11 protein-coding genes are annotated in these 11,902 nt (G+C 63.4%); 4 read left to right on the forward strand and 7 right to left on the reverse strand.

Annotated features, from left to right (window positions below; all coding sequences use genetic code 11):
- The first annotated feature begins 62 nt into the window (after nt 1-62).
- Both NKJ00_RS26530 and NKJ00_RS26535 read left to right on the forward strand, forming a co-directional pair.
- Nucleotides 63-470, forward strand: a complete 408-nt coding sequence (locus tag NKJ00_RS26530; protein WP_352609784.1) for a tautomerase family protein — start codon at nt 63-65, stop codon at nt 468-470.
- 123 nt (nt 471-593) lie between these two features.
- Complete coding sequence (locus NKJ00_RS26535; RefSeq protein ID WP_352609786.1) at nt 594-2,816, forward strand: AMP-binding protein; 2,223 nt, start codon at nt 594-596, stop codon at nt 2,814-2,816.
- Between the two features lie 234 nt (nt 2,817-3,050).
- On the opposite strand, the gene NKJ00_RS26540 is transcribed toward NKJ00_RS26535, so the two are convergent.
- From NKJ00_RS26540 to NKJ00_RS26565, 6 genes are all read right to left on the reverse strand, one after another.
- Nucleotides 3,051-3,869, reverse strand: coding sequence for a CDP-alcohol phosphatidyltransferase family protein (locus NKJ00_RS26540; RefSeq protein WP_502895160.1), 819 nt, complete (start codon nt 3,867-3,869; stop codon nt 3,051-3,053).
- Between the two features lie 3 nt (nt 3,870-3,872).
- Nucleotides 3,873-4,571: a phosphatidylserine decarboxylase gene (locus tag NKJ00_RS26545; protein WP_352442157.1), complete on the reverse strand. Its 699-nt coding sequence runs from the start codon at nt 4,569-4,571 to the stop codon at nt 3,873-3,875.
- A gap of 283 nt (nt 4,572-4,854) precedes the next feature.
- On the reverse strand, nt 4,855-5,202 hold the full coding sequence (locus tag NKJ00_RS26550; protein WP_023813733.1) for an antibiotic biosynthesis monooxygenase family protein: 348 nt from the start codon (nt 5,200-5,202) through the stop codon (nt 4,855-4,857).
- Between the two features lie 121 nt (nt 5,203-5,323).
- Nucleotides 5,324-7,204, reverse strand: a complete 1,881-nt coding sequence (locus NKJ00_RS26555; RefSeq protein ID WP_023813732.1) for an ABCB family ABC transporter ATP-binding protein/permease — start codon at nt 7,202-7,204, stop codon at nt 5,324-5,326.
- 76 nt (nt 7,205-7,280) lie between these two features.
- On the reverse strand, nt 7,281-7,613 hold the full coding sequence (locus tag NKJ00_RS26560; RefSeq protein ID WP_031213736.1) for an ArsR/SmtB family transcription factor: 333 nt from the start codon (nt 7,611-7,613) through the stop codon (nt 7,281-7,283).
- A gap of 67 nt (nt 7,614-7,680) precedes the next feature.
- Nucleotides 7,681-8,613 (reverse strand): LysR family transcriptional regulator, encoded by a 933-nt coding sequence (locus tag NKJ00_RS26565; protein WP_031213735.1) that lies wholly within the window; start codon nt 8,611-8,613, stop codon nt 7,681-7,683.
- Nucleotides 8,614-8,708: 95 nt separating this feature from the next.
- On the opposite strand from NKJ00_RS26565, the gene NKJ00_RS26570 reads away from it, so the two are divergent.
- Nucleotides 8,709-9,503: an NAD(P)H-dependent oxidoreductase gene (locus NKJ00_RS26570; protein WP_023813729.1), complete on the forward strand. Its 795-nt coding sequence runs from the start codon at nt 8,709-8,711 to the stop codon at nt 9,501-9,503.
- 24 nt (nt 9,504-9,527) lie between these two features.
- Here the strand turns inward: NKJ00_RS26570 and NKJ00_RS26575 are convergent, their stop codons facing one another.
- Nucleotides 9,528-11,012: a LysM peptidoglycan-binding domain-containing protein gene (locus NKJ00_RS26575; protein ID WP_128303054.1), complete on the reverse strand. Its 1,485-nt coding sequence runs from the start codon at nt 11,010-11,012 to the stop codon at nt 9,528-9,530.
- 143 nt (nt 11,013-11,155) lie between these two features.
- Between NKJ00_RS26575 and NKJ00_RS26580 the strand changes: the two genes are divergently transcribed.
- Nucleotides 11,156-11,767, forward strand: coding sequence for an LOG family protein (locus NKJ00_RS26580; protein ID WP_023812907.1), 612 nt, complete (start codon nt 11,156-11,158; stop codon nt 11,765-11,767).
- The last annotated feature ends 135 nt before the right edge of the window (nt 11,768-11,902 follow it).

The raw sequence follows: 11,902 nt of genomic DNA on the forward strand, positions 1-11,902 counted from the left end.
AAAGATGATGGCATGGTTGTTTCAACGGCGATCGGACGCCGCTCAAGCCAAGGAGAAGAAAAATGCCCATCATCAACGTCAGCGTCACCGGCAAGCCTGACGCGGCGCTTTCCGCTCGCATCGCAAAGGAGGCCACGGAAATCACCGCGACGCAGCTGCGCAAGGACCCGACGATCACGGCAGTTGCCGTGTCCTATGTCGATCCGCAGCACTGGTTCGCCGGCGGCAAGTCGCTGGCCGAGCACGGCACCAACACGTTCTGGCTTGATATCAAGGTGGTCGACGGCACCAACACCAAGCTCGAGCTGGAAGCCTATCTGAAGGCGATCTTCGCAGCCTTCGGCCGTCTGCTGGGCGCAGTGCACGAGGAGAGCTACGCCTTCGTGCATGAAGTGCCGGCAGCCGCTTACGGCTATGGCGGCAAGACGCAGGAATTTCGTTTCATCAGTGGACGGCTGCAGGCGGCGTGAGAAGCAGCTTCCCGCACCAAGGGAAGCAAAAGCTCCGCATTGACCTTGCTCCCACATCGTCTAGGTTCTGGCCGACACGGCCGCAAAGAGCCGAGATGCTAAAAACGTTGGGAGAGACGCGGCATGATCCTGACACTGGCGCTGCTTGCGGGTCTTGTTCTGGCCTGGCTGCTGATCGGCGTGGCGGAAAAATTCCGCCTCGGCCTGCGCTTCACCCAGGCGCTGCTCTATGTGCCGTTCAAGCTCGCCTACCGGATCGGAGATAGCCGCATCAGGATCGCCCGCAAGGCGCAGGCCCCAGTCATCTACGTCATCTCGCATCAATCGCGCTTCGAGCCGGCGCTGATGCTGTCGCTGCTGCCGGAAGACACGCTGCATATTCTCGATGAGGTCTCGGCGCGCTCGCCGTGGCTCGAACCTTGGCGCGAGCTTGGCCGCACCATCGCCTTCAACGCCGAACATGTCTTCGTCAGCCGCCGGTTGGTGCGGGTGCTGAAGGGCAAGGGCCGGCTCGCTGTCTATTTGCCGGATGCGGTCGAGCCCGACGTCAAGACGTTTCGGCTGTTTCGTGCCGTCACCCGCATCGCCATGCAGGCCGATGCCAAGATCGTGCCGATCTTCGTCGGCGGCGCGCGCAGCCTGCCGGTGTCGCTGACGCCCGCGGACAAGGCACCACGACACTGGTTTCCGCAGCTGTCGATCAGCGTGCTGGAGCCGATGACCATCGCCGAACTGGTGGCGCGCAATCCCGAGCAGGCCTCGAACACCAACGCGCTGTTCGACCGTGTCGCCGAGGCGCGGCTCTTCGGCACCAACCTCGATCGTGGCCTGTTCCTGGCCATGCGCGATGCCGCCGACCGCGTCGGCGCTTCGCACACGATCATAGAAGACGTCATCTTGGGTGCGTTGAGCTACCGCAAGATGTTCATCGGCGCCCGCGTCCTGGGCAGGCGCTTCGAGGCCGTCACGGCGCCGGGCGAAGCGGTCGGTGTGATGCTGCCCAACGCCAATGGCGTCGTGCTGTCGCTCACCGGCCTTCTGTCGGCCGGCCGGGTGGCGGCGATGATCAACTATACGGCCGGGCCGGCGAGCGTCACCGCGGCCGTGCGCACGGCGGTGATAAGGACCGTGATTTCGTCCCGCGCGTTCGTCGAGAAGGCCGACCTTGCCGATATCGTCGCGGCGGTCGAAAAGGGCGGCGCCAGGCTGCTTTGGCTGGAGGATGTGCGGGAAAGCGTAACCACATTGGACAACCTTGCCGCCGCCTTGCTGTGGCGCTGGCCGCTGCAGCGGCAGGATGCGGCCAAGCCGGCGGTGATCCTGTTCACCTCCGGTTCGGAAGGCACGCCGAAAGCGGTCGTGCTGTCGCACAAGAACCTTTACGCCAACGCCATGCAGGCCGAGGCGCGGATCACCATCTCGCCCGCCGACATCCTGCTCAACGTGCTGCCGGTGTTCCATTCGTTCGGCCTGACGGGCGGCACCATCCTGCCGCTGGTCACCGGGGTAAAGCTGTTCCTCTACCCCTCGCCGCTGCACTACAAGATCATTCCCGAGGTTGCGCGCAAGGTAAAACCGACCATCATGTTCGGCACCGACACATTCCTCGCCAACTATGCGCGCACCGCCAAGGACGGTGATTTTTCCAGCCTGCGCTTCGTCGTCGCCGGCGCCGAGGCGGTGAAGCCGGAAACCCGCCGCGTCTACCGCGAACGCTTCCAAGCCGAAATCATCGAAGGGTTCGGGCTGACGGAGGCGGCACCCGTGGTTGCCGTCAACACCGCAATCCATGGCCGCGACGGCACGGTGGGTCGGCTGCTGCCGGCCATGCGCATGAAGCTCGAGCCGGTCGACGGCATCTCCGACGCCGGCCAATTGTGGCTCGACGGACCGAACCTGATGATGGGCTACATGACCGCGGACCGCCCCGGTGAATTGCAGCCGCTGACCGGCTGGCACGACACCGGCGACATCGTTGCCGTCGACCGCGAAGGCTTCATCACCATTCGCGGACGCGCCAAGCGCTTCGCCAAGATCGCCGGCGAGATGGTGTCGCTGGGTGCGGTGGAGATGCTGGTGCAGTCGCTGTGGCCGGAAGAGCACCACGCGGCTGTGGCCGTGCCCGACAAGAGGCGCGGCGAGCGCATCGTGCTGGTCACCACCGCCGACGACGCCAATCCCGACGAATTGCGCAAATTCGGCAAACAGGCGGGTGCTGCCGAACTGATGGTGCCGAACGACATCGTTAAGGTCGAGGAAATCCCGGTGCTGGGATCCGGCAAGACCGACTATGTGTCGACGAGAAAGCTGGCGATCGACAGGCTGGGGCTCGGCGTCGCGGCGTAAATACCTCGCGGTCGTCATCCTAGGGCGAAGCAAGGAGCGAAGCGACGCGGCGCAGACCCTAGGATCCATTCCGTGACATTCACGTCACGCGCGGCCATTCAGAAGGCGACCGGCGCCAAGCGATTGCCAGTTCTCGTCCGTTGCGCTTTTTGGCTGAGGTCACGGCATGGATCCCAGGGTCTTCGCAACGTCGCTTCGCTCCTGCTTCGCCCTAGGATGACGAAAGCGTAGGTTCTAACCTATATCCGAAGGCGGCACCTTCTCGCCCTCCAGCTTGGCGCGCTTCGAATAGGCGCGCACGCTGAACGGCAGGAAGATCAGGTAGCCGGCGACCGAAGCGGTCAGCGTGTACCAGGGATAGGTCATCAACAGGAGCACGTAGAGGACGACACCCAGGATGATCGGCAACACCTTGTCGCCCGGGATTCTCAGGCTCTTGCCGGAATAGACAGGCAGCCGGCTGACCAGCAGGAAAGCGACCAGGATGGTGAAGCCGGTGGCGACGAAGGCTGCTGGACGACTGGGCTCCAGACCTGTGCGCAGGAAATAGAGATAAAGCGGCAGCATCACCAGCACGGCGCCAGCCGGCGCCGGCACGCCGACGAAATATTCGGACTGCCATATGGGGCGATCGGCCTTCTCGTCATCGAGCACGTTGAAACGGGCGAGGCGCAGCCCGCAGGCGATGGCGAACAGCAGTGCCGCGATCCAGCCCGGCGAACCGGCGCGGTCGAGCAGGAAGGCATAGAGCACCAGAGCCGGCGCCACGCCGAAATTGACGATGTCGGCCAGCGAATCCATCTGAGCGCCGAATTTGGATGTCGCCTTCAGCATCCGCGCCAAGCGGCCGTCAATGCCGTCGAGGAAGGCTGCAAGCAGCACCATCACCACCGCCGGCTCGAAGCGGCCTTCGAAGCCGAAGCGGATGCCGGACAGGCCGGCGCAAATGGCGAGCACGGTGACCAGATTGGGCAGCACCATGCGCATCGGGATTTCGCGGATGCGCGGACCGCCGCTGGCATGGGCCTCGAACTTTTTGTATTGCGTGCCCACCGGTCAGGAAACCCGAACAAGAGGCGTGCCGGCAACACCGCCGAATTCGGCCAGCACGGTTTCGCCGCCAACCGCCGTCTGGCCGACTGCAACGCGCGGCGTCGCGGTCAGGGGCAGGAACACATCGACACGCGAGCCGAAGCGGATCAGGCCAAAACGCTCGCCAGTGCCGATCGAGCCGCCGGCCTCGGCCCAGCAGACGATGCGGCGCGCCACCAGGCCGGCGATCTGGACGGCCGCGACCGTGCCATTGGGGCTCTCGATGACCAGGCCGTTGCGCTCGTTCTCGGTGCTGGCCTTGTCCAGTTCGGCATTGAGGAATTTGCCCGGCCGATGTTCGATTTTCGCAATACGGCCGCGCACCGGGGCGCGGTTCACGTGGCAGGAGAAGACGTTCATGAACACCGAGATGCGGGTCATCTCGACATTGCCGAGGCCGAGTTCGCGCGGCGGCACGGCGGGTCCGACCGCCGAGATGATGCCGTCGGCGGGGCTGACCACCAGGCGGTCATCTACCGGCGTGACGCGCTCGGGATCGCGAAAGAAATAGACGCACCAGGCCGTCAGTATCAGACCGATCCAGAACAGGATCGAGGAGAAATAACCGAGGAAAAGCGTCGCCGCGCCAAAGGCTGCGATGAAGGGATAGCCCTCGCGATGGATCGGTACGAACGCGTTCTTGACCGTATCGACAAGGCTCATCGGTAATAAACAGGCTCCGTTTCAAGTCCGGCCTCAATAGCCGAAAGCCCCCCTCGCCGCAACGCAACAATAGGGAAGGCCGTATTGGGTGCGCCGGCAGGGGTCGCGATCCGCTTGCTAGGTCGGTGTCGTTGTCGGCAGAATTCGGGACACCGACGGTTCAAGGCGCCGGAAAAGGTTGCCCGTCCATGATCCCAAATCCGAAGGCTTCTGAAGCCCGCACCGGCCAGGTGCTCAGCGTCGAAGCGCCGGCACCTGGCATCGGCTGGCGGTAGCAGCCTTGCTACAGCCCGGGAACCCTCTGATAGTTGGCGATGTCGGCGCGAACGCCGAGCCGGGCGATCGTCTCCTGCGGGTTGAAGGCGATGCGCTCGTGCGCGGCTTTGACGATCGGCACGACGTTGTCGACGGCCGCCTGGCTCTCCCATTCGACGATGGTGACGAGGTTGAATTCGCCTGGGCCTGAGAATTGCTCGAGCAGGAAATCCTGCACAAAGCCTTGTTGCAGACGCAGCAATTCATGCGTCGTCCGGACCTTGGCGAGTATCTCCTTGCGAGCGGCGGCCGGGACGACGAATTTGTCCACCCTGAACACGCTGCCCCCGTCAACAGTCTGATTTGTCTCGCTCATTCGATTGCTCCGTTTTTTAAACACGCTAGTTGGCGGGCTCCAAGAACGGCCTACGATCTCAACTTAAGTTGAGGTCAAGCGGAAATTTTCTCTTTTCCCCTCGTTGGAGAAGGAAACGGTGTCAATTCACCTCCGACGTTCGTCGACGAACGACAACGCCAAGCTCGTCGCCCTCGCGGGCGATGCGTAGGCGCTCCTCGGCCTCGGTCGCCTCGCGCTGGCGGTCCCACATCGAGGCGTAGAGGCCATGCTTGCGCATCAGCTCGGCATGGGTGCCGCGCTCGGCGATCTGGCCGTCCTGCAGCACGATGATCTCATCAGCGGTAATCACCGTCGACAGGCGGTGGGCGATGACGATGGTGGTGCGGCCACGGCTGACCAGATCGAGCGCGGCCTGGATTTCCTGTTCGGTGTGGCTGTCGAGCGCCGAGGTCGCTTCGTCGAGCATCAGGATCGGCGGCGCCTTCAGGATGGTGCGGGCGATCGCCACGCGCTGCTTCTCGCCGCCCGAAAGTTTTAGCCCGCGTTCGCCGACCATCGACTTGTAACCGTCAGGCAATCGCTCGATGAACGGGCCGATCTGGGCGAGTTCGGCGGCCTTCTGCATATCCTCCTCGCTGGCGCCGATGCGGCCATAGCGGATGTTGTAGGCGATGGTGTCGTTGAACAGTACGGTGTCCTGCGGCACCATGCCGATCGCTCCGCGCAGGCTCTCCTGCGTCACGTCCCTGATATCCTGGCCGTCGATCAGCACCTGGCCGGACTGGACGTCGTAGAAGCGGAACAGAAGCCGCGAGATGGTCGACTTGCCGGCGCCCGAGGGCCCGACAATGGCCACGGTCTTGCCGGCCGGCACCTCGAAGCTGATGCCCTTCAGGATCTTGCGGTTGGGGTCATAGGAAAAATGCACGTCGCGGAACTCGACCTTGCCGGCGCTGACAGTAAGTGGCTTCGCGTCCGGCTTGTCGACGATCTCCTGCGGCACATCCAGAAGGTCGAACATCTGCTCGATGTCGGTCAGCCCCTGGCGGATTTCGCGGTAGATGAAGCCGATGAAATTGAGCGGCACCGACAGCTGCATCAGCATGGCATTGATGAAGACGAAGTCGCCGACCGTCTGCGTGCCGGCCTGCACTTCCAGCGCCGACATGCACATGACGATGACGGTGCCGAGGCCAAAGATGATGCCTTGGCCGAAGTTCAGCCAGCCGAGCGAGGTCCAGATCCGGGTCGCTGCGACCTCGTAGCGTGCCATCGAGCGGTCGAAGCGCTCGGCTTCCATGCCCTCATTGTTGAAATATTTCACCGTCTCGTAATTGAGCAACGAGTCGATTGCCTTGGTGTTGGCATCGGTGTCGCTGTCGTTCATGTCGCGGCGGATCGAGATGCGCCAGTCGCTGGCGCGGACCGTGAACCAGACATAGACCCAGACGGTGACCGCGACGACGACTACGTATTTCCAGCCATAGGTGTAGGCGAAGATGCCGGTGGTCAGCGCGAATTCGAGGATGGTCGGCGCCGTGTTGAGCATGATGAAGCGCACGATCGTCTCGATACCCTTGGTGCCGCGCTCGATGATGCGCGACAGGCCGCCGGTGCGGCGCTCGAGATGGAAGCGCAGCGACAGTTGGTGCATGTGGACGAAGGTGCGGAAGGCGAGCTGGCGCACCGCGTATTGGCCGACACGGGCAAACAAGGCGTCGCGCAATTGATTGAAGCCAAGTTGCACCAGGCGCACGACATTGTAGGCAACGACCAGCATGACCGGCGCCAGCAGAAAACTCGGCAGCGGCGGCACCGATTTGGCGTCGCCGGCCAGCGCGTCGGTCGCCCATTTGAAAAAATAGGGACCGGCGACCAGCGTCAGCTTGGCGACGACCAACAGAAGCGTCGCCCATGTGACCCGGGCTCTCAGATCGGCGCGATCCGCCGGCCACATATAGGGCCACAAATTGAGCAGCGTCTTGAAGGTCGAGGAGTCGGAGACGGTTTTTTCGGCCATTTCTTGTGCCTTCTTCTTATGTCTTTTTGACCATGATCTCGTCCGAGAACCGGGCTCCACTTTTCGGGATCATGGTCTAGCGGCCGGAGCAGCAGGAATTGACGAGCGCGGCCACCGACGCGGAAACATCGGCAAGTGCGGCACGATCGACCTCGTAGCGCGAGCGCTGACGGTCGGGTTCGAACCGGACCAGCCCGGCTTCGACCAGTATCTTCAAATGTTGTGACACAGTGGACTGCGCCAGATCGAAACGGTCGACAACCTCGCGGCAGCAGCAGGAGTTGCTTGCGGACAGGTATTTCAGGATTTCGATCCGAGCCGGGTGCGAAAGTGCTGCCAGCCGGGTGGCAACGGCTCGGCTGTCCGGGGCGCAGCCAGGCATACCTATTTCAGCTAGGGATTCGCTCATCGTCCATCGGCGATAAACGATGGTCGACGCTGCTGCAAGCTACTCTTCTGGGCAGAGCAGATAGCGGCTAACGCTTTGGACTGGACTTCTCGATCCCCGGGATGCCGGCAATCCGCTCAGCCAGGAAGTCGACCATCAGGCGGACCCTTGCAACGCCCGCGCGCTCCGGGACGATCAGCATGTTCAAAGGGGCGGACGGCAGTGAATAATCATCCAGTATCGTCTCGAGCAGGCCCGCCGCCAAAAGATCGTCGACAAGCCATCGGTGAGCCGGTGCGACCCCTCGACCCGCGAGCAAAGCCTCGCGCGCGGCAAGCCCATGGTCGACACGCAGGCGCCCCGCGAAAGGCACCATATGGCGCTCGCCTCCGGCGCCCTGCAAGGCAAGAGTTTCACTCCCCGCCACGTTCGACATCCGGATACCCTCATGTCCAGACAGATCCGACGGGATAGCCGGTCTGCCTCGCTGCGCCAGATAATCCGGCGATGCCACGAGCAGGCGCCGTGACAGGCCGAGGGCCCGCAGCCTCAATGAGCTGTCGGTGAGCGGCCCCAACCGAAGCGCGATGTCGACACCTTCCCTGACGAGGTCGACACGCTCATCGCTGAGGCTGAGGTCAACGCCGATGTCGGGATATCGGTCCTGAAAGTCGAAGATGAGTCGGCTGGTGTGCAAGACCCCGAAAGCGGCAGTACAGGATATCCGGACGGTGCCGGCCGGCGCGCCACGTGCGCCCCGCGCTTCGTCGCCGGCCTGCTCGACAAGGCGCAGGATCTGGACGCTGTTGGCATAGTAGCGGCTGCCCTCGTCGGTCAGCGTGACCCGCCGGGTGGTCCTGCTGAGCAAAGGCGCACCCACTGCCTCTTCGAGTTCCTGCAGATGCCGCGTGACCGTCGATTGTCCGATACCCAGTTCACCGGCAACCAAGGACAGATTGCCCCGTTCCGCGACGCGAACGAAGGTGCGCATGCGTTCGAGGGTGATGTCCGATTTATCCACTATTCGGCACAATCTTATGCATTACGAATATATAGCGGATTGCGTCGATATTGCCTAGCTAAGGGACCAGTTTTTCAATCCCCGGAGTCCCCCGCATGAAAATCCTACTTGTCTTCGCACATCCCGAATCCCGCTCGCTCAACGGCGCGCTCCGCGACGTCGCCATCAGAGAACTCGAGGCACAAGGCCACGAAGTGCGGGTGACGGACCTCTACGCCCAGGGTTGGAAATCAGCGGTTGATCGGGCCGACTTTCCGGTTTTGGCGCCGGGCGCGCGGCTGATGCCTGCCGCAGCGTCAAAAAAGTCTTTCGAGGCCGACGCGCTGACAGAGGACGTCAAGGCCGAGATCGCAAAGCTGCTATGGGCGGATGCCCTGATTCTCCAATTTCCGCTCTGGTGGTTTGCCATGCCGGCGATCCTCAAGGGCTGGGTCGACAGGGTCTTTGCCTACGGCTTCGCTTACGGCGTGGGCGAACATAGCGACAAACGATGGGGCGACCGCTACGGCGAGGGAACCTTGATGGGCAAGCGCGCAATGTTGATCGTGACCGCCGGCGGCTGGGAGGAGCACTATGCCCCTCGCGGCGTCAACGGACCAATTGATGATCTGCTGTTCCCGATCAACCACGGGATCCTCTACTACCCGGGCTACGACGTCCTTCCGCCATTCGTCGTCTACAGCGTCGACCGCTTCGGTGAAGCCGACTTCGAACCCACCGCCGAGCGCCTGCGCGAGAGGATGAGAACGCTCGCGACCACGCAACCCATCCCCTATCGCCGGCAGAATGGCGGCGACTATTTGATTCCGAGCATGAAACTACGCCCCGACCTGGGGGATCCGAACATGATCGGATTCAAACTGCACCTGAGCGGCTCAGCACACCAGTAGATTTCGACCTGGACGGCCTTGGATCTAGTTGGTCTTGGCCGGCGCTGTCGTTGCCTGCTCGCCCATCGTCTTGAGGTCGGCTGCCTCGCCTTCCTTCGACTTTTCCGGGACCTTGAACACCTGCCCCGGCCAGATGCGGTCGGGATCACTGATCTGGTCCTGGTTGGCGAGGTAGATGGTCGAGAAGCGTACGCCATGGCCGTAGACGCGCCGCGAGATCCGCCACAGCGTATCGTTGCGGCGGATGATGACGGCGCCGTCGGCGTGTTCGAGCTTGGGCGCCACGGTCTCGGGCACATCGCTTGGCGGCGTCGCCTCCGCCACAACGGCCGGAGCCTCGGTGGCGGGAGCAGGCGTCGTGGCCGGGGCCGTCCCGGCCGCGGCCGGCGCCTCGGCGGCGGCAGGTGCGGCCGGCTTGGGCTGAACGGGCTTCGGCGCCGAGGGTGCCACGGCGGCGACCGCTTCGCCGGGCTCGCGCTCGAACGGCACGGCTGCGCGGGCCACAACTGTCACACCGTCGGTATCGAGGCCGTCGACACGAATTGTGTAGCTGCCGACCGGAATGTCGCGCGTCGCCTCGACCAGGAAATGACCGTCCGTCGAAGTTTGCGCATCACCGAGCAGGATATCGTTGGCATAGGCGCGCACCTTGCGGCCGGCATCGGCGAGACCGGCGACAAAGATCTTGCTGCCGTCGATCTCGACCGCCTCGACGACGATCTTGGGCTCGGTCACGCCTGCAGCGGGCGGCGTCGCCGGCGCTGCAGGAGCCGGTGCTGCTTCTACCACGGCAGGAGCCGGTGCTGCTTCTACGACGGCAGGTGCCGGGGCGGCTGGTGCCGGAGCAGTTGCGGGCGCTTCGGCTGCGGGAGCAGCCGGCGCGGCGGCCGGAGCAGCCGGCTTTGTTTCGGGCGCCGGAACGGTGAGCAGTTCGGCCGGTTTGCCCGGCTCCTCGACCATTGCCAGCACCTGGCCGGCGGCATCCTTGGGAACCGAAACGACAGCGGTCTGCACCGAAGGGGTGACGACATCGCCCGTGGTCGCGCGCAGTGCGATTGTATAGTCGCCGGGCTTCAGCGGATCGTCCAGCACGATGACAAATGCGCCATCGGGACCGGCAACCGTCGAGCCAAGCACGGTCGTGCCGTTGAGGATCTCGACCTTTGCGTTGGGCGCTGCATTGCCGGCAACGACGATCGAGCCATTGCCCTCGACGCGCACGACGTCAAAGGACGGTGCGACGGGACCGGCCGCAGCCGGCGCCGCCGCGGCCGGTGCCGTTGCCTGGGGCACCGCGGCGGGAGCCGCGGGGACCTCCGCGGCGGGCAGCCGCGCTTCGGTGCCGGGATCGGCCGATTTTGGCGCTGCGGGCGACGTCTGCGCCGCCACTTGCGCCGGCGGCGTGGGATTGAGATACGGGTCGAGTGCGCCCGATACATAGGCGGTTCCCGCGGCAGCAACGGTCCCACCCGCCGCGAACAGGAACGCCTTCAGTGGATTAATTGCCATATTTCCCTACCCCTTAGCCACCTAACGCCGGTCTAGCTTGTTTTGCCAATGCCGACAAGAAAAACGGGCCGACAAGAAAAAGCCCGGGCTTGTTGACCCTTGGGGCTTGACCACGCTTTCAGACCCAATCACCAATCATCGGCATGAACACGATTCGATCCGTCTGCGTCTATTGCGGCTCGTCTCCGGGCCGTGATGAAATCTATATCAAGGCCGGAAACCTGCTCGGACGCTCGATTGCCAAAGCAGGAATGCGGCTGGTCTATGGCGGCGGCACCAAAGGCATCATGGGCGCTGTCGCCGAAGGCGCTTTGCGCGCCGGCGGCAAGGTGACGGGCATCATTCCGCGCTTCCTGATCAACAGGGAGGCAACCGAAACCGCGCTTGACCGGCTCGACGAGTTGCTGATCACCGACAACATGCACGAGCGCAAACACAAGATGTTCGAGAAATCCGACGCCTTTGTGGCGCTGCCGGGGGGCATCGGCACGGTCGAGGAGATCGTCGAGGTGATGACCTGGGCGCAGCTTGGCCATCATCGCAAACCGATCGTCTTCGGCAATGTCGGAGGATTCTGGGATCCGATGCTGACGCTGCTCGATCACATGGCCGCTGAGGGCTTCATCCACACCGCGCAACGGGTCAAGCCGCTGGTTGTCGACGACCCCGAAGCGATCGTCGCCGCCATCATGGTGGCTGGATCCTCCGTAGACGCCCCGACCGAGGGCGTGCAGTCGGTGATAGACAAGATGTAGGGGAATACGGGAGTAAGGCAGTAGGGGAATATGTGAAGTGCCTGGGAACGGCGCCCCCTATTCCCCTATTCCCCTATTCCCCTATTCCCCTATTCCCCTATTCCCCTATTCCCCTATTCCCCTATTCCCCTATTC

It is taken from the genome of Mesorhizobium sp. M0227 (assembly GCF_040321855.1).
Classification (GTDB): domain Bacteria; phylum Pseudomonadota; class Alphaproteobacteria; order Rhizobiales; family Rhizobiaceae; genus Mesorhizobium.